Genomic DNA, 23078 nt, shown 5'->3' on the forward strand with positions numbered 1-23078 from the left:
GGCCGAGAATCGCCGGGAAGATACCTTCCGGGTCGGCGCCCGAGAGCGTGTAGTAATCGGTATGGCAGATGCCCGTGGCCTTCACTTCGATCAGCACTTCACCGGCACGCGGGCCTTCCAGATCGACTTCCTCGATCGTGAGCGGTGCGCCTGCTTTCCATGCAATGGCTGCTTTCGTCTTCATTCTGTTTCCTGTTTTAAATTGCCAGGTTTTGCCGCTTGCGTTGCACGCCGATCAAAGCAGATCGGTCACTTCCTCGATCGATGTATCGGCTACTGCGCGGTCTAGCACCACCTCGCCCCGCGCCATCGCGACAATGCGATCGCACGAATGGAACACGTGTTGCAGATTGTGGCTGATGAAGATGCCCGTCACGTCCTGGGCAGACAAACCACGCACGAAACCGATCACCTTATTGGTCTCTTTCACCGAAAGATGATTGGTCGGCTCGTCCAGAATCAGCAGCTTGGATTTGAAGTGCATCGCGCGAGCAATGGCCACGCCCTGGCGCTGCCCACCGGAGAGTTCGCCAAGCAGCGCGTCGGCCGAGCGCAAATGCAGGTCGACATTCGCGAGCGCGAGGTTCGCGTCGCTGCGCATACGCGCCTGATTCATCGGTCCCACGCCAAGCAGCGAAAAACGCAGCGGTTCACGGCCAATGAACAGATTGCGCGCAATCGAGAGCGTCGGCACCATTGAGTTGTGCTGATGGATCGTTTCGATACCCAGTTGCATCGCCTGTTTAGGTGAGCCGATCTGGACCGGCCGTCCTTCGAATAGAATCTCGCCTTCGTCGGGACGGTGCACACCGGACAGAATCTTGATCAGCGTCGATTTGCCCGCGCCGTTATCGCCCAGCAGTCCAACCACTTCACCCCGACGGAAATCGAGGTCAATGCCCTTGAGTGCGTGAACGCCTGAATACCATTTGTGCAGATTGCGCACCCCGACGAGCACTGGGGAAGCCCGCGTGCCCGCTTGTTCCGCGGCGCTCGCGTCGGCCGACGCATCAGACAGCGGCGCAGTGAACTCAGTGCCGAACGCTTCAGGTGCAAGTCTTGCGGAGGATGTCGGGTTCATAGTTGCACCTTCATGCGGCGCGCCGTGCGGCGCATCCATGCGTTAGCGACGACCGCGACGATCGTCAGGGCGCCGACCGCAAACTTGAACCAGTTCGCGTCGACCTGGGTGAGCACAAGACCGTTGTCGATCACGCGGATCAACAGCGCGCCGACCACGGCGCCCAGCACGTTGCCGATGCCGCCTGACAGCGCCGTGCCGCCGATCACCGCGGCAGCAACCGCCTGCAGTTCCATGCCATCGCCGATCGAGGGCAGCGGCGTGCCCAGCCTGAAGACCTGGATCATGCCTGCGAAGCCGGCCAGCATTGCGCACTGTACGAAGCAGAACAGCTTGACGCGCCGCGCAGGTACGCCGCTCGACACCGACGCCTCGAGAAAGCCGCCGGTTGCCTTGATCCAGTTACCCAGGTTGGTGGCCGACAGCAGCAGCGCCGCGAGCCCGCCGATGCCCACGAACCAGAAGAACGACGCGCGGAATAGTCCAGCAGGCCCAACAAAGCGCACGAACAGATCAACGGGCATCTGGTCGGTTGGCAACGTTGGCGGAAAGCCCCCGCTCGCCACGACCGTGAGCGAACGCACGATGAACAACATGCCTAGCGTCGTAATGAAACTCGGAATGTTGAACACTAGCGTAATCAGGCCGTTAGCGAGCCCGATACCCGCAGCAATCGCAAGGCCGATCGGCAACGCCACCCAGAATGGTACGCCGGCATTGACGAGCAAGGTGATCGCCATGGGCGTCAAGGCAAACACCGAACCGACCGACAGATCGAACTCGCCGCAAATCATCAGCAACGTGACACCAATCGCGACGAGCCCCGCTTCGGGCAGCACGCCCAGAATGCCGCGCAGGTTATCGGCACTCAGGAATGCCGACTCGGAGCGCATCTGAAACACCGCCACGAGTACGACAAGCAGAACCACGCCGGCCAGCTCCGGCTTCTGCAGGTAGATTTTCAACAGTTTTTTCACGTGAGCCTCCAACAGTGAATGCCCGTCATCCGGTCAGGAGAAGCCCCTGCCGGATGAAACCGTACTAGCGCATGCCGCGCTCCGACAAAGCCAGCACCGACGAAGCCTGCGGCGGCGTGACGATCGCGTCACCGGTGTTGACATCAGCCGGAGCGAGACCCGCCGTTTTTGCCAGATACACTTCCATCACTGGCAGGAAGCCTTGCATATACGGCTGTTGATCCACTTCCGCCTGGATATAGCCGGCTTTCATCATGTCGAGCACCTGCGGCACGATGTCAAAGCCTGCCAGCAGCACCTTGCCGGGCGGCACACCACGGTCTTTCAGTACGCGCGCTACCGAGGCGTGAAAGAAACCCATGTCGAAATAAGCCGTGGTGTCAGGATGCGCAGTCAGGTAGGCGCCGACACGATCTCCCGTGACCGCGAGGTCGGTGCCCGAATCGATGCGGTCCACCGTCAGCTTGCGAGTCGGGTTCGCGCGCTTCCAGTCGTCCAGGCCATCCATCACGCCTTTCGCGCGTTGCTCGGCCCAGTTCTGGCCAGGCGCGCTCACGCCCAGCAGCACCCGCACCGGCCCGTCCTTCGGAAACATTGCGCTGAGCTGATGCGCGAGATTGCGTCCCGCCGGCACGAAGTTCTGGCCAATGAAGGCTTCGCGTTGCGCGGCACCCGCCGCCCCGCCGCTCTGGTCAACGTTGTAGGCAATCACGATGATGTTTTTGCTGCGTGCCTCGTTGATCATTGGCGCGAGCGCCTTGTCATCGACGATCGTCGTCAGGATCGCATCGGGCTTGCGTGCCAGCGCCGCCTGAAAGTTCGAGCTTTGCTGCTCGACCGAACTGTCGTTCTGCGTGAATACCATCTGGCAATGCGCCTGCACCTTCGCACACGCATCGTCGAAGCCTTTCTTCACGGCTTGCCAGAACGAGTTGGTCGCGGCGCCATGCGTCAGCATCACGATGTTCAGCGGTTGGACCGCATCCGCGGCAACACTGGTATTGACTACACCGAACAGCAACGCCGCGCCGCACGCGGCGGCCGTCATCCATCCGGCTCGCTGGTGGCCCTGAACACCAGACTTGTTGGAATTCGCATTCATCTCCTGACTCCTGGTAGTTATCGCGAGCCATGCGGCCCACGCTTGATATCGCGCTGGTCTTGATGCGATCATGCAGCCGACGCTGCAAGTCGCACCCTCCACCTCTCGCGAGTCCTTCTTAGCGATGTCTTCCAATCCGAGCCGCAAAACCAGCATGGCGGACGTCGCCAAGGCAGCTGGCGTCAGCGAGGCCACCGTCGATCGCGTCCTCAACGGACGCGGCGGCGTAGCGCGCGACAAGGAAGCACGCGTGCTGGAATGGGCGCGCAAACTGAAACTCGACCGCGCGCTTGGCACGGTGCCGGCGCGCTGGCTGCGCATCGCCATCCTCATGCAACAGCCCGCGGCGCCCTACTTTGTCAGCCTCAAGCGCGGCTTCGAACTCGCCCAGCAGTCGTTCGAGGCGCAACGCGCCATTTGCGCAGTCACCTATTTCGACAGCCTGGAACCCGCCTGTATCGTCGACACTATCCATCGCGCTACGCAAAAAGCGGATGCGCTGGTGATGGTCGCCTATGAGCATCCGGACATCAGCACGGCGGTTCGCAAGTTGAGTCCGGCCATTCCCGTCGTCACGCTGGCTAGCGATCTTCCGGGCACCGGTCGCCTCGCCTATGTCGGCATCGATAACCGCGGCGCGGGCCGGGTCGCCGGCGAACTGATGGGACGCTTTCTCGGCGACACCGGTGGCAAGGTCCTCGTGATCACAGGCATGCATGATTTCCTCGCACATGAAGAGCGTGAAAACGGTTTTCGTTCAGTACTGCGCCGCTGGTTTCCGCGCTGCGATATCGTCGAGACGGTCGAAAGCTTCGAGCGGCCGGAGCGCACTGAACGCCTGACCCGTGATGCGTTCGCCCGGCATCCCGACCTGCGCGGCATCTACAACATCTCCGCCGGCGACGAAGGCATCAGCGCCGCGCTGCATGCACTTGAGCGTGCCCGCTCCACCGTCGTGATCGGCCACGAACTCAACCAGGTGTCACGCCGTCTGCTCATGGACGGCACGCTCGATGCCGTGATCGATCAAAGCCCGGTCGCCGAAGCCATGCGTTCGGTGGAACTGATCCTGCGTCACTACCATCGCGAACCTGGCGGCGCGCCGCCTCAGCAGATTCCGGTCACCGTCATCCTGCGCGAGAATCTGCCGCCTGAAGATTGAAACCGCCCGGCATGGCTTCGCGCGCGCCGCCGCGATCGTCACGTTGCTGCTGCACCTCGCGCCACACGTCGCGGATCCAGTCGCGCAGCAGCAATGATTCGCTCCAGCGGTCCGTCGTATCGTTGCCGTCGCGACCGATAATCGCGTAAGGCTTCGGTCCCAGCTCGCAGGTGAATGACAAGCTATCGTCCGCGCCGGCACGCTCGCACCACGACGCGAAGCCGTAACGCCACCAGTCGAGAAACAGGTCGACCCACATCCGGTGCGGCTCGAACGACAATTCAATCTGCACCTGCTCGCGACTCGCCACGCGGCCGTGAAATGCCCACGCACTGTCGAGAATGCGCCGCATCAACGCGTGATTCTCTTCCGATACCGGCCATGCGAATTCGCGACCTACCAGGTAGTGCGAAATGTCCCCGAGCAACTTAAGATCAGGACGGGCGTCGAGCAGATCGAGCGTGAAAAACAGGTCTGTGGTCAAGCGGTCCCGGTGCGTTTCGATGTACACCGGGAAGTCCACCTGTTCCGCAAGACGCGTCCAGCCGTCGAGCAAGCTCAACGCTTGCGAGAGACTGCGCGGGCGCACGTCGGGTTGCAGATCGATGTGATGAACTCCGCATTCAGCGGCGTTTTCCAGCACCGGTTGCAGGTCGTCGACCGTGCGTGGAAAGCATTGACCCTCGGCATCGAGGCCATGCTCCTTGCGCAGTACCGCGAGCCGCCGCACTTCGTCACGATCGCCGTAATGCGCACTGACGCCGTCAAAACCGGCCTCGGCGATCATTTGCAGATTCGCTTCGAGCGAACGTTCGAAGCCATCGGTATGGCGCCGTTCCATGGCCCACATCGACTGGAACACCAGCAGGCGTTGACTCATAGCACCTCCGCAGTCAGTAGCGACTTCAGTTTTATCGAGCGATCCGCGAGCACGGCCGGTTCGACCGAGGCGCGGCGGGCGATCAGTTCCTGCGCAATGCGCACCTCGCGGGAAATTTCACTCGCCTGGCCGACACCACTTGCACCGACCAGCACGCCGTCACCATCGAGCGCAAAAAACACTTTGGATGCCGAACCGGTCTCCCGAACCACGCTCGTCGTACCGAATGCGGGCAGCCCGGCGATCTGGATGGTCATGTCGTACTGATCCGACCAGAACCACGGCACCGCCGAATAGGTCTCACCGTATTCGAGCATGTTGCGAGCCACGACCCGCGCGTGATCTTCGGCGTTTTTCCAGCATTCGAGCCGGATGCGGCGCCGAAACAGCCGGTGGGGAAACGAGCACACATCGCCGGCCGCGAAGATATACGGATCGTTGGTGCGCAGCGTATCGTCGACGGCGATGCCATCGGCCACGTCGATGCCGGCGGCTTCCGCCAGCGCGGTGCGCGGCGTAACGCCAATCCCGACGACGAGGGCATCGCATTGCACGGTCGTGCCGTCGGACAGCTTGAGCCCCGACACGCGCGTATCACCGAGAATGCGATCAACCTGCGCTGCAAAGCGCACCTCGACACCCATCTGACGATGCCGCTCGACCAGATAGCCCGAGACGATTTCCGGCACGGCGCGCATCAGTGCCCGCGAAGCCGCTTCGATCACGACGACCTTGCAGCCGCGCGCGACTGCGGTCGCGGCGACTTCCAGACCGATGAAACCCGCCCCCACCACGGCGATCCGCTGCCCGGGTTCGAGTTCGCCGACGATCGACAAGGCATCCGGCACGGCGCGCAGCACATGTACCCCGGCGAGCGTCGCCCCAGGCACGGGCAAGCTGCGCGGCTGCGCACCGGTCGCGATCAGTAACCGCCGGTACGACACCGTGCGGTCGTCCCCGAGCACGACGCGTCGTTCGACGCGATCGATGGCGGCGACCGGCGCATCGACGCGCAGATCGATACGGTTGTCGCGATAGAACGCATCGTCGTAAAGGGCGCACTGCGCGGCGGTTTTTTGTCCGAGCAACACTGCTTTCGACAAAGGGGGCCGGTCGTAGGGCGCAATGCCTTCGTTGCCAAGCAGGGTGATCTCACCCTCCCAGCCGTTTTCGCGCAGCGCCTGTGCGGTACGCGCGCCGCACTGGCCCGCGCCGACGATCACCATCGCGCCATGTTCAGCGGCTTTCATGCGGCATCCTTTGCGCCATCTGTGGCGGCTACAGCAGGCAGGCCGATTAGTACGCTATGCCCATCGACACGCACCGGGTAAGTTTTTAGCTTCACGCAGACCGGCGGGCTAAGCGGCTTGCCGCTGACGATGTCGAAACGGCCCTGATGGAGCGGACACTCGATCTCGCCGTTCACCACGAAGCCGTCAGCCAGATGCGCCTGTTCGTGCGTACACCAGCCATCCGATGCGTGAAAGCCCTTCTCGAGCCGGTACACCGCAAAGCTCGCGCCTTCGTGATCGAAGCGCAGCACGTCTTCTTCGTCGATGTCGTCGGTTGCACACGCGACGACCCACTTCGTGTTGTCGGTATCGACTGTCACGATGCCTCCTGCGGCTGGTAAAACTGGAATGGTCAAGCGCTTCGTCCGAAGCCTCAGCGGGTCTTAAGTGCTCGGCTGCGCGGTGAAATTCGCCTGCGCCCCCGGCATCGGATCCGGCAAAGTGCGCTGGATCACGTGGCTCGGATCGCGCCGCTGCTTCCACAAAGCAGGCAGCATCTCGCGGTAGGTTGTGTATAGACCCGGATAGGCAGGCGGCAACTGGTCCTTGATTGCGTCGTGCAGACGCGGCAGCGCATGGAACGGCACCATCGGCAACAGGTGATGTTCGAGGTGATAGTTCATGTTCAGGTACAGGAAGCGGAACACCGGATTGATATATACCGTGCGTGTATTGAGCCGGTGATCCTTCACGTTGACGCCAAGCCCTGCATGCTGCGTGAGGCCCAGCAGTTGATGCAGCCAGCCACCGTAGAACCGCGGCGTCCAGATGAACATGAGTGGCAGGAAACTACGCAACGCAATCGCGAGGACGATTGTCACCACGATCACCGCAAGATAGATCCGCGACGACCAGATCATCTTGGGCTTTTCGCTGGCGGGCAGGAACGCTTCAGTCGCGGCATCGATGCGGCCAAACGCATGGCGAATGGTCTTGCGAATTTCCGCAACACCGCCAACCAGCGCAAAGAAGTCCAGCAGAATCGGCAACGCCTGGGTCGGACGCGCTACCTGAATTTCAGGGTCACGCTCCTGGAAGTAGGTATGCGTGTGGTGCCGTGCGTGGCTCCAGCGCCACCAGTAAGCCTCGCGGATCGTCATGAACGACGACAGGTGGTAGAACGCGTCGTTGAGCCAGCGCGTCTTGAACGGCGTGCCATGCGCGAGTTCATGCCAGCGGGCGTCGCTCGACGAATAGAGGGTGCCATAGACAAAGAACGCCGGCACCGCCCACCAGGTGCCCCAGGTCAACCCCGCCACCACGCCCGAAGCGATCAGCAGCGCGATCCAGAGCCCGAAATTGCGCAGGCCGGGCGCGTCGCTGCGCTTCATCAGTTCCTTGAGGATCGCGCGGGGAATACGCGGCTGATACCACTGCTCGCTGATGCGATCGTCGAACGTCTCGTCTGTCAGGCCGGGTTTGGTTGTGCCGGTCGGGGGCGTCGATGACATGCTTGTCTCCTTTATGACCCGCCGCTGAAAGCCGCCGGGTTGGAACAAACATTAACTGATCGACTACGTGGTAGCACGGTGAAATTTGATGGCTTTCCATCAAGCTTAAACGGCGCACTGGAGAGCCTTGCCGACGCTTTGGACGGCGGTTTTGAGGCCTTGCGCCAGATGAGGCAACCGGCAAATGCGAGCCCGCGTTTTGCGAATGCCCGACTGCGACCCAGAACTAAGCGCTTTTCTTTGCGCTCCTGGTCCGCGATACACGTTGCGTCCTTTGCAAATCGGCGGACTCGCGGATTAACTCGATCAACGCGCGCAGACCCGCAGGCACATGGCGACGCCCCGGATAGTAGAGACACAGACCATCGAGCGGGGGCGTCCAGTCTTCCAGCACGCGCACCAGCGTACCGGCTTGCAGATCCGCCGCGACGTTCCATTCGGTCAAGTACGTGAGGCCTAAACCCGCACGCGCCGCGGCCAGCATCAGGCTCGGTTCGTCCAGCGTCAGCGGCCCCTTGCCGTCAATCCGCACCGCCTCGCCGCGGCGCTCGAATTCCCATTGGTAGATCGCGCCGCTCGGCATGCGTGAGCGAATACAGCGATGTGCATGCAGATCGGCGGGCGTGTGCGGCGGCTTCTGCTGGGCAAAATACGCTGGACTGCCGACTACAGCGAAACGCTGGCGTTCGCCAAACGGAACGGCAATCATGTCTTGCGGCACCGACTCGGCAATCCGGATGCCCGCGTCGAACCCGTCCACCACGATATCGATCAACCGCCCTTCTGTGACGATGTCCAGCGTCATGTCGGGATAGCGCTGTAGATAAGCGATAAAAATCGGCATGGCGCGTTGCGCCGCGCCCACCGACGTGTTGATGCGCAGTGTGCCCGATGGCACGTCACGAAAACTGCCGGCCTGCTCGATTGCATCGCGAATCGTGGACAGTGCCGGCGCGACGCTATCGACGAATTGCGCACCGGCTTCGGACAGCGACACACTGCGAGTGGTGCGATTGAACAGACGCACCCCAATGCGTGCTTCCAGCGCCGCCACCGCATGACTGAGCGCCGAGGTCGACACGCCCAGCTCGGTCGCAGCCGCGCGGAAACTCCGCCGACGCGCAACGGCCAGTACGGCTTCCAGTTCACCGAGACCCGATGTTTTCATTATCCTGAATCGTTCAACACGGCATCCTTGATTGTACGGCTAGTCAACGCAATCGCGCAGGGCTATCTTGGCCTCCTCAGACTTATTTCCAAGGCCATCATGCAGAATATCGACACTATTTATATCGACGGCGCGTTCGTCACACCGCATGGCGACGAGTTGTTCGAGCTTTTCAATCCCGCTACAGAGCAGGTGATTGGGCGCGTTCGCCTCGCCGATGCACAGGACGCGCGCGACGCAATCGCCGCCGCGAAACGCGCGTTTCCTGCGTTTTCGCGCACTAGCAAGCGCGAACGTGTCGACATGTTGATGCGCATGCACGCAGCGGTCGCCGCGAAAGAGGACGCGCTCTACGAAGCCATCACCGAAGAATATGGCGCGCCGGTTTCGCGCGGTCGCTGGATGGCCCAGCATGCGGCCAATGTCCTGCTCGAAGCGGCGAAGGTCCTGGAGGATTACCCGTTCACGCGACGCGCAGGCATCGCCGACGTGGTGATGCAACCACTTGGCGTCGCCGGTCTGATCACGCCATGGAACAGCGATGCGGGTTTCATCTGCGGCAAACTGGGCGCCGCGTTAGCGGCGGGTTGCACGGCGGTGATCAAGCCGAGTGAGATGAGCGCGATCCAGACTCACATCGTCACCGAGGCGCTCCACGAGGCGGGCTTGCCGGCTGGTGTATTCAACATTGTGACCGGACGCGGCGAAACAGTCGGCGCCGAGATCAGCGCGCACCCCGACGTGGCGAAACTCTCGTTCACGGGATCGACGGCGGTCGGCAAGGCGATCCTGCGCGCGGGCGCCGAGACGTTGAAACGCGTCACGCTCGAACTGGGTGGCAAGTCGCCGGTTGTCGTGCTGGACGACGCAAATTTCGACGAAGTTGTGCCGTTAGCGATTCAAGCGGGCTTCATGAACAGCGGGCAGGCGTGCATCGCAGGCACGCGCATTCTCGTTCCCCAGCAGCGTCTCGCGGAATTCGAAGCGCGCGTTCAGGCGGAAGTGGCCCGCACTCAGTCGGGCAACCCGCGCGATCCGCAGACGAGCGTCGGCCCGATGGTCAGCAAGAAGCAATGGGAGCGCGTGCAACGCTATATCAGCGTCGGTATCGACGAAGGTGCGCGTCTGATTGCGGGCGGCGAAGGCCGACCTGAGGGTATCGACGCGGGATGGTTCGTACGCCCGACGGTTTTCAGCGACGTGACCAACGACATGGTCATTGCCCGCGAAGAGATCTTCGGCCCGGTGCTGTCGATCATTGCTTACCGCGATACGGAAGAGGCGATCGCCATCGCCAACGATACCCCGTACGGCTTGCAAGCCTACGTGTTCTCCGCGGATGCCAAACGCGCCCGCGAGGTTGCTTCGCGGATCGAGGCGGGACGGGTGCTCGTCAATACGCTCGCACACGAACCCACTGCGCCGTTTGGCGGTTTCAAGCAGTCGGGAATTGGCCGCGAATATGGCACCTACGGAATTGAGGCATTTCTCGAACCCAAGGCGATTCTGGCGGCATCGTGATTCGTGCATGCCGCGCCGTGTGCATTCCGTGCCATGCACACTGAGCGGGCATCGGCCACGCCAGCAGCCCGTATAAATCGGCCGATTGCCCATCGATGGGGCACAGATGTGTGCGAAACAGCGCTTTCGGCTGAATAACGGATCGTTATCCTTAGCGTGCGATGTGCTCTCCCCGATGCGCATCGTGTTTTGCTCCTTCGCGTGCCCGCTCGTCTCCGCGGGCATCTTTTTTTGGGGATTCGGATTCTATCTATGCGGGCCAACACCCGTCATGGACGCCCACCCCCACCCGCGAGAGCCGCCTGGGCGCGCTCCAGCCATTCGCGGTTGTGCTCGCGCGCGTGGCGCGGCCAATGTTTCGCATCGTGAGTAATGTCGGTATACAGGCTGCGAGCCCGTTCGCGATCCGCCTGATCCGGCTGCGCAGCGAGCCAGTCGGCAAACAGGCAACGCGGGGCGGCATCGCTCGCGCAACTCAACGCCTGCTCGAAAGCCGCACGCGTGCCTGGTGCCCCTAGCGCTGCCTGAGTGCGTGCATAGAGCAACGCCGGGTCAGGCTGCTGACGCGCCTCGCGATGCGCCGCAAACAGACTGTTCAAAGTCGCGTCGGCTGACACGCAATCGCCAAGTGCGAACTGTGCCCGCGCAAGGCCCATCAGGACAGCCGGATCGGTAGCAAACGGGCCCTGTGCCGCGCTCTGATAGTGCTCCAGTGCTTCACGGGCCTCGCCCGCTTCCAGCAAGGCGGCTCCCAAGCGCATGCGATGCTGTACTGTCGGCGCGCGATCAAAATCTGAACGCGCCTCGCGAACCGCGCGATTCGGATCGACCCATTGCGTGATCGCGCGGGTCGCCGCGCGTCCCCCGCGCGACTGACGCAGGCTGGGCAAGTAGACGGCAAAGAAATAAACCGCGCTACCAAATAGCGGGAAAATAAACAGCAGCAATAGCCAGTACATGTTCTGACCGGTGCGCACCGCATGCACCGCGAAGAACAACGCAACGATAACGTGTAGACCGATTCCCAGGTATGGCATGTGTATTCGACTCGAGGCCTCTGATAGGCAGGGAATGCCGGGCGCACCCGAGCGGCGCGCTCGCCCTGCATTTGTCCGAGACGTGATCGTAAACCATCCGCACTGCGGGCACAGAAATATGGCCGATTCGCCCGGGGAGCGCCCGAGTCGGTAGAGACTCGTGAGTTGAGGTGATGTAAAGGGATGCACGGTCCTCACTGCGAGTTGTAGCGCCGGCGCATCGCAACGGCATGCCACGTGTGTCCGTGTCATTTGCATGAACAATCCTTCATGGTCGGGGCAACGATAGTACAAGCCGACTGACTGAATCTGTCTCAAGCGGCCCTCCCCGCTCGATGTCAAAACTCTAAAAAATGCTTAATCCCTCTGGCGATGCTCCGTTACGTCGCTTCACCCATCATGCCCCCATGGAACGCGCACCGCGCCCAACGCTGGACCGCCCAACCCAGGATGTTGTGAACATGCCGAAGATACTGTCCGTGGACGATGATGAGTTGATGATTCAGGAGATCCTGATGTCGCTGGCGGACTCGGGATACGACGTCGATGTCGCGCGTTCCGGACGAGCGGGTCTCGCGAAAATCATGGCCGGAGCTTACGACGTGGTTACGCTGGACCGCATGTTGCCCGATCTCGATGGCCTCGCCATCCTGTCGGCGATGCGCAGTGTCGGCATCGAAACGCCGGTCCTGCTGGTCAGCTCCATGTCGAATGTCGATGAGCGGGTGCGCGGTTTGCGCGCCGGCGGCGACGACTATTTAACCAAGCCCTTTGCACCCGACGAAATGGCCGCCCGGGTCGAAGTATTGTTGCGGCGCAAGGCCCCCACCCATGTACCCGAGACGACCCTGCGCGCCGGCCCCGTGGAACTCGATCTGATCAAGCGCCGCGCCACTCATGGCGATATCGAGCTCGATCTTCAGCCAACCGAGCTGCGGGTTCTCGAATACATGATGCGAAACCAGGGCCAGGTGCTGACCCGCACAATGATTTTCGAGGGCGTGTGGGGCTGTCGCTTTGATCCAGGCACAAACCTGATCGACGTCCACGTCGGACGTCTGCGGAAGAAACTCGCCGCCTTGGGAGACAACCCTGCTATCCGCACGATTCGGGGGTCCGGCTACCTGCTGAACGAATAAGACACGCGGCAGCGTCGCGGCATCGGGATTCGACAAGGTTGTTGCGCGAGCAACCGTCACCGGACCACACGCTCGACGGTGCGAAACCGCGCCTGCAGATTGCACAACCCGCTTTCCCCGAATTTTTTAACGGCACCCAATGAACGCCATTGTCCTTGTCGCGCTGCGCAGACCTTTGACCTTCGTCGTTATGAGCATCCTGATCGTGCTGTTTGGCGGGATGGCGGTGTTCAAGACCCCGACTGACATCTTCCCTAGCATCCGCATTCCGGTGGTGGCTGTCGTATGGACCTACAACGGACTGACGCCGCAAGACATGTCCGGCCGCGTGATCTATTACTACGAGCGCGCGCTGACCTCCACGGTGGAGAACATCGAACACATCGAGAGCCAGTCGCTCTATGGGCGCGGCATCGTCAAGGTGTTCCTGCAACCCGGCACCAATGTGGCCGCGGCGCAGGCGCAGATCACCGCCGCCTCGCAAACCGTGCTCAAGCAGATGCCCGCCGGCATCACCCCGCCGCAGATCCTCTCGTATAACGCGTCGTCAGTTCCCGTGCTGGACCTGCAGGTTTCCGCTGCGGGCATGACTGCCGCGCAAGTGTATGACATGGCGTCGAACCTGATCCGCCCGCAACTGGTGGCGGTCCCCGGCGCGGCGATTCCCACGCCTTACGGCGGCGCGTCGCTGAACGTCGAGATCGATCTCAACCAGACCAAGCTGCTGGCGCACGGTTTGTCAGCGGTGGACGTCGCACACGCGCTCAGCTCGCAAAACGTGGTGCTGCCGGCCGGCGACCAGAAAATCGGCGGCCTCGATTTCATGGTCGAGACCAACGCCAGCCCGATCGCCGTGTCGACCTTCAACGACCTGCCGATCAAGACCGTAGGTGGGGCCACCGTCTATCTGCACGACGTCGCCTATGTTCATCGCGGCTCGCCACCGCAGATCAATGAGGTGCTTGTTCAAGGCAAACAGGCGGTGCTGATCCAGATCCTCAAGAGCGGCGATGCGTCGACGCTCGCAGTGGTCGACGGCATCAAGAAGGCGCTGCCCGGCATCATTCGCACATTGCCGCCGGGCGTGACGATCACACCGCTTAACGATGCGTCCGGCTTCGTGCGCGACTCCGTGGATGAAGTGGTGCAGGAAATGATCACGGCGGCGATTCTGACCGGTTTGACGGTGCTGCTATTTCTCGGCAGCTGGCGCTCGACCTTGATTGTGGCCACCTCCATCCCGCTCGCCATTCTCTGTTCCGTGCTGGTGCTGTCGTGGCTCGGACAGACCATCAACGTCATGACGCTGGGGGGGCTTGCGCTCGCGGTGGGCATTCTGGTGGACGACGCCACGGTTATGATCGAGAACATCGATTCGCACCTGGAAGCAGGAGCGGAACTCGAGCCCGGAATTATCGAAGCGGCCAATCAGATCGTTGTACCTACTTTCGTCGCGACGCTGTGCATCTGTATTGTGTGGCTGCCGCTGTTCCAGTTGAGCGGCGTAGCCGGTTATCTGTTTCTGCCGCTGGCCGAAGCCATCATCTTCGCGATGATCGCCTCATTCATTCTTTCGCGCACGCTGGTGCCGACGATGGCCGCTTATCTGCTGCGCGGTCAGGTGGAAAAGCACAAGCATGGCCACTCGCCAAATCCCGGTCCGTTCACGCGCTTTCAACGAGGCTTCGAACACCGCTTCAACCGCTTTCGCAATGGCTACCGGATCGTGCTGACCAGCGTGGTGGCGCGTCGTGGCCGCTTCATCACGGTCTTCGCGGCGCTCGCGTTTGCTTCTCTCGGTCTGATCGCGTTCCTCGGCCGTGACTTCTTCCCGAGTATCAAGTCTGGCGAAATCGACATGCACATGCGTGCGCCGATCGGCACGCGGCTCGAAGAAGCCTCGCGGATGGCCGTGCTCGTCAACGCCTCCATCCGCGAGATCCTGCCGGGCGAAGTAACCAACGTGCTCGACAACTGCGGCCTGCCCGCCAGCGGCATCAACGAGGCTTACAACTCGACCGGCACGATTGGTCCGCAGGATTGCGACATTACGATCAGCCTGAGGAACGACCGATCGCCCGTTGACGACTATCGCTTCAAGTTGCGCCGGCAACTACCGCTGCTTTATCCGGGCACCGCATTTACCTTTTTGCCCGGCGACATCACCGCGAAGATTCTCAACTTCGGGCTACCCGCGCCGATCGACGTGCAGATTTCAGGCCGTGGACAAGCTGCCAATTTTGCCTATGCGCAGGCTCTCGCCGCGCGTATCCGGCGCATTCCTGGCAGTGCGGACGTCAACATCCAGCAGGCTTTCAACGAGCCTACGCTGAAGATCGCAGCGTCACGCTCCTTCGCATCGGGCATCGGCTTGACTGAATCCGATATCGCCAACAATACGCTCGCCACCTTGTCGGGCAGCGGGCAGACGGCGCCCACCTATTGGCTCGATACCTCCAGTGGCGTGTCCCACCTCGTCAACATGCAGACGCCGCAAGACCAGTTGAGCACGATGAACGATCTGGAGACCATCCCAATCGACAAGGGTGACGGCGACCCCAACGATCACGGCGTGCAACTGCTCGGCGCATTGAGCCGCATCAGTCAGACCGGCTCACCGTTGCTCGCATCTCACTACAGCATCCTGCCCGCGATCGATATTTTCGTCAGCAACCAGCGGCGCGATCTCGGCGCGGTACACGATGCCGTGCAGAAAGTCCTCAACGATATGAGCGATCAGCTGCCACATGGCGCGGCCGTGCATCTGCGCGGTCAGGCACAGACCATGAGCAGCGCGTATGCGCAGTTGCTCGCGGGACTCGCGCTCTCCGTCCTGCTGGTTTATCTGGTGATCGTGGTCAATTTCCAGTCGTGGCTGGACCCGTTCATCATCATCACCGCACTGCCTGCAGCGCTGGCTGGCATTGTCTGGAGTCTCTTTCTGACTCACACCACGCTGTCGGTGCCCGCGTTGACCGGCGCCATCATGTGCATGGGCACGGCCACCGCCAACTCGATCCTGGTGGTGTCGTTCGCCCGCGAGCATCTGGCCACCTACGGCGACCCCATCGCGGCGGCCATCGAAGCCGGTTTTGCGCGGATTCGTCCGGTGCTGATGACGGCGCTCGCGATGATCATCGGCATGCTGCCCATGTCCTTCAGCAATACCCAGAATGCGCCGCTCGGACGCGCCGTGATCGGCGGTCTGCTGGTTGCCACCTTTGCCACCTTGCTATTCGTGCCCTGCGTGTTCGCACTCTTGCATCGCGACAGGAAACAAGACCGGGAAATGCAAGCATGAACACTCTACGAGACCTTTCCCTTCCGCGCCGCCCCAAGGTCCGGCTGCTCACCGGCATCGCGCTGCTGATCGCGCTGGCGCTCGTCGCCGTGGGTATCATCCAGCGGCACAGCAACGTCGTCGAACTGCGCGATGTGGCGAACGAGGATGCGATCCCACCGGTTCAGGTCATCTCGCCGATGCCGGGCCCACCGACGCGCACCATGACGCTGCCCGGCAATATCCGCGCGTGGTATTCAGCGCCCATCTACGCACAGGTGTCGGGCTACGTGTCGAAGTGGTACAAGGATTACGGTGCGACAGTCAAAGCCGGCCAGCTGCTCGCCAGCATCGACGCGCCCGCTGTGGATGAACAGTACGAGAGCGCCCAGGCGAATCTCGACGTCGCGCGCACCAATTACAACCTCGCGGTAGTCACGGCCAAACGCTGGACCGCACTCGCCGGCACCGAGGCCGTGTCGCAACAGGAAGTGGATGTGCAAGTGGCCAACGCGGCTGCCCAGAAGGCCCAGGCACGCGCCGCCGAACACCAGGTGGCACGCTACAAGGTGCTGGAAGGTTTCAAGGACATCGTGGCGCCGTTCGACGGCGTAGTGACTACGCGCAATACCGACGTGGGCAACTACGTCAACGCAGCAGGCGGCGACGTCAGCGCGCGCGGCGCAGCCGACGAGCTGTTCAGTGTCGCCGACATCCACGAGATGCGGGTGTTTGTGTCGGTGCCGCAGGACTATTCGTCGTTTCTCAAGCCTGGACTCACCGCGTCACTTTCGCTGCCGCAGTATCCAGGCCGAAAATTCGAGGCCACTTTCGACACCACGGCGAATGCCTTCGATCCACAAACACGCACCGTGGTCACCGAGTTGCTGGTGGCCAACCCGGATCATCTGATCTGGCCAGGCACCTATGCGGACGTGCACTTCGTCATTCCGTCCGACCCGAACATTCTGATCATCCCCGAGCAGGCGCTGCTGTTTCGCGCTGAAGGCATGCAGGTCGCGCTCGTCGGTCCTGATGACAAGGTCCATTTGCAGGACGTCAAACTCGGACTCAACCTGGGGCAGACCGTGCAGGTCATCTCGGGTCTGAGGCAGAGCGACAAGCTGGTGGTGAATCCGTCAGCCGGGATTCTCGAAGACGAGAAGGTGCGTATCGTCACGGGCGCGCCGGGCGTCGCGCTTGCTGCACAGTCGCCTGCCCGCGCACCGGTCCCCGGCAATCTCAATGCAGAACAGAGCGCCAAGGTAGAAGCTGCACGTAACGATCCGGGAAAATGATGCTGATGCGGCGAATTCCCAACGCACTGAATCTGTCGTGCCTGGCTGTTGCGATGTTGCTGTCCGGTTGCGATCTGGCACCCGTCTATCATCCGCCCAGCATGATCCTGCCTTCAGATTATCGCGGCTCTGGCCCGTTTGTGAGGGCGAATCCGCAGGACCAGGTGCCACGCGGCCCCTGGTGGCAGATGTTCGACGACCCGGAGCTCGACCGTCTGGAACGTCAGCTCGATGCGGCCAATCCCGATCTGCAGGCAGCGGAAGAAACCTATACGCAGGCCCGCGACGTAGTGGGCGAAGCGCAATCCGGCCTGTATCCGCAGATCGGTGTACAGGCCTTCACGAGCGAAAACAAGGAGTCTGTCCATACTCTGTTCCATGGCTCCGGCGGTCCCTATCAGGAACAGTCCAACGGCTATGGCGGTGCTGCGACGTGGGAGCCCGACTTCTGGGACGAGATCCGCAACAGCGTAAAGCGTGCCAAGGCCAACGCGCAAGGGACTTCTGCGGAGGTCGCATCCGCACGCCTGAGTCTCGAGATGGACCTCGCCAACGACTACATGGCGGCACACGGTCTCGACACCGAACATGCGGCTTATGTGCAGGCGATTGCGCTCTATGACAAAGCGGTCACCATCACGAAGATGCGCTTCGCCGGCAAGATATCGTCTGGTCTGGATGTCGCGCGCGCCGAGAATCAGCTCTCGTCGGCGCAAGCCATGGATACCGAGGTGCAGGCGCAGCGTGCTGTGCTCGAACACGCCATCGCTGTGCTGGCGGGAGAAAATCCGACCACGTTCAGGCTTCCCGTGCGCGTGGACGCGCAGATCGCGCTGCCGGAGATTCCGGTAGGCGTTCCGTCCGACCTGCTGCAACGGCGGCCTGACATCGCCGAGGCCGAGCGTACGATGGCCGCTGCCAATGCCGCGATTGGCGTATCGCGGGCGGCCTTTTATCCGAACATTCGCCTCAACGCGATGGCGGGCTTCGAGGATACTGGCCTCGCGCTTGCCTCGCTGCCCAACACGTTATGGGCGTTGGGTGCGTCAGCGATGCTGCCCCTCTTTGAAGGCGGGTTGCGCAAGGCCGAGTTGCAACAGAGCTGGTCGCAATTCTCGCAAGCCGGCGATAACTATCGGTCCACGGTGCTGGCCGCTTTCAAACAGGTGGAAGATGATCTGGTACTCACCAGCAAGCTCGGCACTGAAGCTGAACAGCAGCAAGCTGCACTACAGTCCGCATTAAAGGTGCAGAATATCTCCATGAGTCTCTACACCGACGGTCTGGATAACTATCTGAACGTGACCGTTGCGCAGATTGCAGCGTTGACGGCTCAGATTGCCGAAGTGCAGGTTCAGACGCGCCGCCTGCAGACCGCAGTCGCATTGACTGGGGCGCTAGGCGGCGGCTGGAGCACGGCGCAGTTGCCCACGCCAGGGCAAACCGTGCCGTTCAATCCGCTCAGCATGCGCACCGCACCCACCGATGTGCATGAACCGCAGTGAGCGGGCTGAATTTGTTCTAACCTCAGATAGCGCGACGCTGCGGGACTACGTAGACAATGGCACTGAAAGACATTCTGGTTCATGTGGATTCGAGCAATGCAGGAAAGACGCGCCTGCACCTCGCGGCCGATCTCGCGGCGCGACACAGTGCGCGCCTGACCGCCCTTTACGTGCGCGAGTACAGCATCGATCAACTGCACCGTCTGCGTTCAGCGGAATTGGGACTCGCTTCCGGCAAGCAAACGGATGCGTTAAGGCGCAGCATCGAAACCGAACTTGAAACCGACGCACACGTGCTTCGCAGCCTGCTCGCGCACCTGCAGCAAGACTGCGCCATCGATACCGAGTGGCGCACGGTGGCAGGGCATGCGTCCAAGGCGGTACCCCAACATTCTCGCTACGCAGATCTGACCATCGTCGGGCAAGACCCGTATGAGGATACAGATCTGCCAGACGACTACTCATTCGCCGAGACCATGATCTTCACGACCGGGCGCCCACTCCTCGTCATACCCGCTCAAAGCGCTTCAGACCAAACCCCGGCCACGCTCGGGCGGAGCATCGCAATTGCGTGGAACGGCAGCCGTCCAGCGGCGCGCGCTCTCTCGGATGCATTGCCTTTGATCGAACAGGCCGATCAGACCACCCTGCTGGTAGCCCAGGCCGACCAGCTGACTCATCCAGACAGGCCCGCGCCCGCGTCGATTCTTGATCATGTAGGCCGCCACACGCCCCACGCCCGGTATCACGCGCTGGACACCGGCGGTGCCCGCGTGGGTGACGCGTTGCAAACAGCCGCGCTGGAAGCGGGCGCGGATCTGCTCGTTGCGGGCGTATATGGACGCGCTCGCCTATGGGAAAAAATGTTGGGCGGCGTCACCCGTGATCTCCTCACGCGTATGCGCATGCCATTGCTGCTTGCCTATTGAGTTCGCATTGACGGGGGGCGTTGCCCCCCGTACCGCACATCATCCATTCATGTTGTTGTGCTGAACCGGCATGCAATCCTGCCGATACTCAACCTGCAGTTTTTTCTCCGCCTTTTCGATTCTTCGCGGATAGTACGGATCGTCCGGCGTGGTCCGGTAGCCTACCGCCTCCAGTTCCTTCAACTCCTGCATGACCTGTCCATGCGTGACATCGCCCGCAGGATGCACAAACGGATAGTCATCACACTGCTGCGGGGTGAGACTTGGAGCGGCCAGCACGGCCGTGCTGAGCGACATGAGAATCGCGGATGCGACAACGTGTAGATTGAGCTTCATAGTGCCTCCGGGCGTTTAAACGAGTCAGAATTTCCGTCCCGCTGTGCCACACTTACTTGCCGGCCAGTGGATAATCATTTTTATCCATTCAGGAGTGCAGGACATATTCAGCATAGTCCGTATCAACCCGATTGCACGCTCACTAAAATGAAGATTGATTCATCGTGGCGCGAACGCTGAGATAGTCTGCGAGGCGCGACAATATCGCTTGAATCATGGAACCTTATAAGAATTCGATCACGCTCCGGTTGTTTCCCAAGATTAAACGAACCTTAATATGGCTGGCTATGCCAAGTTAAGTTCCATTAGGGATTATCCGTTCATTACCTCGACCTCCTTAACACATGAACCAACTCCATGCTATGCGCGTGTTTTCACGCGTGGTCGAACTCAGCAGCTTCAATCTTGCCGCGCGCCGGCTCGGTTTGTCGCCGGCTGCGGTCACCCGTAGCATCAGCATGCTGGAAGCGCACCTGAACATCAAATTGCTCAATCGCACCACCCGCAGTGTGTCGCTTACCGAGTGCGGCAAGGAGTATCTCGAGGGGTGCCGTGAGGTTATCGAAAAGCTCGACGAGATGGAGTCGACGCTCCCGCAGGTGACGAGCGATCCGCGGGGCACACTGCGCATCGCGACGCCCTTCACTTTTGCCACCTCCGAACTCGCTGCGCTGCTCGCCGCTTATCAGGCTCGTTATCCGCGCGTTGACTTCGACGTGACGACCTTCGACACGCATATCGACATGGTCGAAGGCGGGTTTGACGTCTGCTTTTCCGACGACCGGAATCTCGAAAGTTCATCGCTGGTACGGCGCACCTTGACCAGCGTCCACGAGGTGATGGTCGCTTCACCGAACTATCTCGATGCCCACGGCTCACCCAGCCACCCGTCCGCGCTTCATCAACATGGACTCCTGACCATCTCGGATGGAGCGTCGCGCACATGGGAGTTCATCGACGGCGACGACGTCTGTCGCGTAAGCGCAGGTGGCACCCTCACCGCCTCAAGCAGCGCCATGGTGCGTATTGCCGCGCTTAATGACATGGGTATCGCACTTCTGCCCTTTACGTGCGTCGCGGAAGATATCGCGCGAGGCACACTTGTTCCGATACTCCAGGACTTCCATGTCAACGGCGGCGAGCGGCAGATCGCGATTCTGTATGCGGGGCGCAATTTCCTCTCGCCGAAGGTACGCAATTTCATCGAATTTATTGTCGACCAGTATCGCAATGCTGAACGCAGCGACTGGCCGGCAGTTTCCCGGCTGATAAGGGAGGCGAACCGCTGACCGCATGTTGTGCCAGGTGGTTTTTCTGAATGATTCTTTAAGGAAGCGCCCCTGCCGGAACGAAACGGGCGTCGTCAATTCCACATGCATCAAAAAGAGTGGCGAAAATGACACACTCTGAGCATTGGTTTTGCCCGCCTCAAATACGTCTCAGCGCGACAACCACTAAACTCCCGAGCGCGTTGCAAAGCAGCCGGGCCTCACGCACACAGATATTTTTTGACACCCTAAGATTGAAACGCCCGAAACACGAACCCGAAACTTGAATAGAGCCACACGCCCCATCGGAATACCATGGGAGCCAGGTCGCAGATACCGCTCATCAAGTCACGTTTTAACACTGACCTCTCGCAGTCCTTGCTCAATCACGGAGCTTACAAGCATGAAAAAATCCCTATTGGCAATCGCAATCACAGGTGCATTTGCAGTATCCGCGCACGCGCAAAGCAGCGTGACGCTGTATGGCCTTATCGATACCGGCCTCGTCTATACCAACAACCAGGGTGGCCATTCGAACTGGCAGGAAAACAGCAGCTCGACGGAAAACACGGTTTTCGGGCTGAAGGGCTCAGAGGACCTGGGCGGCGGTCTGCATGCCATCTTCAAGCTGGAACAAGGATTCAACCTGAATAACGGCAGCGAAGCCTTCCCCGGCGACGGCTTCGGTTCGCAAGCGTGGGTCGGCCTGCAAAGCGACCAGTACGGCACCGTGACCTTCGGGCGCCAGTTTGACCCGCTCAATGACCTGCTTGGACCGCTCTCAGCGGAAAGCAACACCTGGGGTGGCAATATCGCCGCACATCCGTTCGAGAATGACAACCTCGCGGCCGACTCGGTGGTTGTCAACAACGCGGTCAAATATGCCAGCCCGACCTGGCATGGCGTCACGTTCGAAGGCATGTATGCCTTCAGCAACTCAGCGGGCGGCTTTTCGAACAACCGCGCTTACGGATTTAGCGCTTCCTTCTCGCAGGGCCCGGTGAATCTCGCGGCCGGTTACCTGCAATTCAACAATGCCGGCGGCGGCGTGCTTGGCACCAACGCCAACGGTGCGGTTTCGCAAAACGACGGCAGCGCGAACTTTGTCGCGCAACGCCAACGTATCTGGGGCGCCGGCGGCAACTACACGTTCGGGCCGGCAACCATCGGTCTTGTCTGGAGTCACACCCAACTTGACAACATGGCGAGCGTATTCTCGTTTGGCCTGGGCGACTACACGCCGTTGGGCGGCAACCTGCGGCTCGACAACTACGAAGTGAACGCCAAGTACGCCCTCACGCAAGCCTTGACTGTCTCCGGTTCGTATACGTTCACGAACGGCGCCTATGGTGACGGCGGAACGACCGCGTCGCCGAACTGGAACTCGGTGATGCTGCAGACCGACTACACGCTGAGCAAGCGCACCGATATCTACCTCGAAGGCGTGTACCAGCACGTGCATGGCGCCCCCGCAGGCTCGATCCTCGGCGATGCAATGATCAATACGCTCTCGCCCTCCTCGACAGACTCGCAACTGGCGGTGACGGTGGGTCTGCGTCACGCGTTCTGACCTCGCCACACGTCACAACGGCCCGGGTCCGGTCATTGATCGCAGCCAGTTGGCGCTTCGCGTCTTCCAGCAGCGATTTGAC

General features: G+C 61.2%; 20 protein-coding genes. 9 read left to right on the forward strand and 11 right to left on the reverse strand.

Annotation, left to right across the window (positions count from 1 at the left end; all coding sequences use genetic code 11):
* The 4 genes from WCA85_RS00825 to WCA85_RS00840 form a co-directional block, all read right to left on the reverse strand.
* Positions 1–184, reverse strand: a 184-nt coding sequence (locus WCA85_RS00825) for an alcohol dehydrogenase catalytic domain-containing protein (RefSeq protein ID WP_424061096.1), incomplete at its 3' end; no start/stop codon positions are given.
* 51 nt (positions 185–235) lie between these two features.
* Positions 236–1081, reverse strand: a complete 846-nt coding sequence (locus WCA85_RS00830) for an ATP-binding cassette domain-containing protein (protein ID WP_424061097.1) — start codon at positions 1079–1081, stop codon at positions 236–238.
* Complete coding sequence (locus WCA85_RS00835) at positions 1078–2058, reverse strand: ABC transporter permease (protein WP_424061098.1); 981 nt, start codon at positions 2056–2058, stop codon at positions 1078–1080. Before WCA85_RS00835 ends, WCA85_RS00830 begins: the two co-directional genes overlap by 4 nt.
* Positions 2059–2122: 64 nt before the next feature.
* The gene (locus tag WCA85_RS00840) at positions 2123–3160 is read right to left on the reverse strand and encodes a sugar ABC transporter substrate-binding protein (RefSeq protein WP_424061099.1); all 1038 of its coding nucleotides are present in this window, start codon (positions 3158–3160) and stop codon (positions 2123–2125) included.
* Positions 3161–3314: 154 nt separating this feature from the next.
* On the opposite strand from WCA85_RS00840, the gene WCA85_RS00845 reads away from it, so the two are divergent.
* Positions 3315–4322, forward strand: a complete 1008-nt coding sequence (locus WCA85_RS00845) for a LacI family DNA-binding transcriptional regulator (protein ID WP_424061100.1) — start codon at positions 3315–3317, stop codon at positions 4320–4322.
* Here WCA85_RS00845 and WCA85_RS00850 read toward each other — a convergent pair.
* From WCA85_RS00850 to WCA85_RS00870, 5 genes are all read right to left on the reverse strand, one after another.
* A complete protein-coding gene (locus tag WCA85_RS00850; RefSeq protein ID WP_424061101.1) occupies positions 4288–5202 on the reverse strand; it encodes a sugar phosphate isomerase/epimerase family protein in 915 nt (304 codons plus the stop codon). The genes WCA85_RS00845 and WCA85_RS00850 overlap by 35 nt on opposite strands.
* Positions 5199–6452 (reverse strand): NAD(P)/FAD-dependent oxidoreductase, encoded by a 1254-nt coding sequence (locus tag WCA85_RS00855; RefSeq protein WP_424061102.1) that lies wholly within the window; start codon positions 6450–6452, stop codon positions 5199–5201. The genes WCA85_RS00850 and WCA85_RS00855 overlap by 4 nt, the downstream gene beginning before the upstream one ends.
* On the reverse strand, positions 6449–6814 hold the full coding sequence (locus WCA85_RS00860) for a non-heme iron oxygenase ferredoxin subunit (protein WP_424061104.1): 366 nt from the start codon (positions 6812–6814) through the stop codon (positions 6449–6451). Before WCA85_RS00860 ends, WCA85_RS00855 begins: the two co-directional genes overlap by 4 nt.
* A gap of 63 nt (positions 6815–6877) precedes the next feature.
* Complete coding sequence (locus WCA85_RS00865) at positions 6878–7945, reverse strand: fatty acid desaturase family protein (protein WP_424061105.1); 1068 nt, start codon at positions 7943–7945, stop codon at positions 6878–6880.
* A 226-nt stretch (positions 7946–8171) separates the two neighbouring features.
* Positions 8172–9113, reverse strand: a complete 942-nt coding sequence (locus tag WCA85_RS00870; RefSeq protein ID WP_424061106.1) for a LysR substrate-binding domain-containing protein — start codon at positions 9111–9113, stop codon at positions 8172–8174.
* A gap of 99 nt (positions 9114–9212) precedes the next feature.
* On the opposite strand from WCA85_RS00870, the gene WCA85_RS00875 reads away from it, so the two are divergent.
* Positions 9213–10634 carry an aldehyde dehydrogenase family protein gene (locus tag WCA85_RS00875; protein WP_424061107.1) on the forward strand — a complete coding sequence of 474 codons (1422 nt, stop codon included), beginning with the start codon at positions 9213–9215 and terminating at the stop codon, positions 10632–10634.
* A 269-nt stretch (positions 10635–10903) separates the two neighbouring features.
* Here the strand turns inward: WCA85_RS00875 and WCA85_RS00880 are convergent, their stop codons facing one another.
* A complete protein-coding gene (locus tag WCA85_RS00880) occupies positions 10904–11671 on the reverse strand; it encodes a tetratricopeptide repeat protein (RefSeq protein ID WP_424061108.1) in 768 nt (255 codons plus the stop codon).
* 461 nt (positions 11672–12132) lie between these two features.
* Here WCA85_RS00880 and WCA85_RS00885 point away from each other — a divergent pair, with 461 nt between their 5' ends.
* The 5 genes from WCA85_RS00885 to WCA85_RS00905 all read left to right on the forward strand — a co-directional run bounded on the left by WCA85_RS00885 (position 12133) and on the right by WCA85_RS00905 (position 19822).
* Positions 12133–12810, forward strand: a complete 678-nt coding sequence (locus tag WCA85_RS00885) for a response regulator transcription factor (RefSeq protein WP_424061110.1) — start codon at positions 12133–12135, stop codon at positions 12808–12810.
* A 139-nt stretch (positions 12811–12949) separates the two neighbouring features.
* On the forward strand, positions 12950–16111 hold the full coding sequence (locus WCA85_RS00890) for an efflux RND transporter permease subunit (protein ID WP_424061111.1): 3162 nt from the start codon (positions 12950–12952) through the stop codon (positions 16109–16111).
* The gene (locus tag WCA85_RS00895; protein WP_424061112.1) at positions 16108–17388 is read left to right on the forward strand and encodes an efflux RND transporter periplasmic adaptor subunit; all 1281 of its coding nucleotides are present in this window, start codon (positions 16108–16110) and stop codon (positions 17386–17388) included. Before WCA85_RS00890 ends, WCA85_RS00895 begins: the two co-directional genes overlap by 4 nt.
* Before the next feature lie 5 nt (positions 17389–17393).
* Complete coding sequence (locus WCA85_RS00900) at positions 17394–18893, forward strand: efflux transporter outer membrane subunit (RefSeq protein WP_424061113.1); 1500 nt, start codon at positions 17394–17396, stop codon at positions 18891–18893.
* A 56-nt stretch (positions 18894–18949) separates the two neighbouring features.
* The gene (locus tag WCA85_RS00905) at positions 18950–19822 is read left to right on the forward strand and encodes a universal stress protein (protein ID WP_424061115.1); all 873 of its coding nucleotides are present in this window, start codon (positions 18950–18952) and stop codon (positions 19820–19822) included.
* Positions 19823–19861: 39 nt separating this feature from the next.
* Here WCA85_RS00905 and WCA85_RS00910 read toward each other — a convergent pair whose 3' ends face one another.
* Complete coding sequence (locus WCA85_RS00910) at positions 19862–20158, reverse strand: DUF4148 domain-containing protein (RefSeq protein WP_424061116.1); 297 nt, start codon at positions 20156–20158, stop codon at positions 19862–19864.
* Positions 20159–20502: 344 nt separating this feature from the next.
* Between WCA85_RS00910 and WCA85_RS00915 the strand changes: the two genes are divergently transcribed.
* On the forward strand, positions 20503–21447 hold the full coding sequence (locus tag WCA85_RS00915; RefSeq protein WP_424061117.1) for a LysR family transcriptional regulator: 945 nt from the start codon (positions 20503–20505) through the stop codon (positions 21445–21447).
* A gap of 382 nt (positions 21448–21829) precedes the next feature.
* Complete coding sequence (locus WCA85_RS00920; RefSeq protein ID WP_424061118.1) at positions 21830–22996, forward strand: porin; 1167 nt, start codon at positions 21830–21832, stop codon at positions 22994–22996.
* Positions 22997–23078: the final 82 nt, after the last annotated feature.

This window comes from Paraburkholderia sp., from assembly GCF_049581445.1.
Lineage (GTDB): Bacteria > Pseudomonadota > Gammaproteobacteria > Burkholderiales > Burkholderiaceae > Paraburkholderia.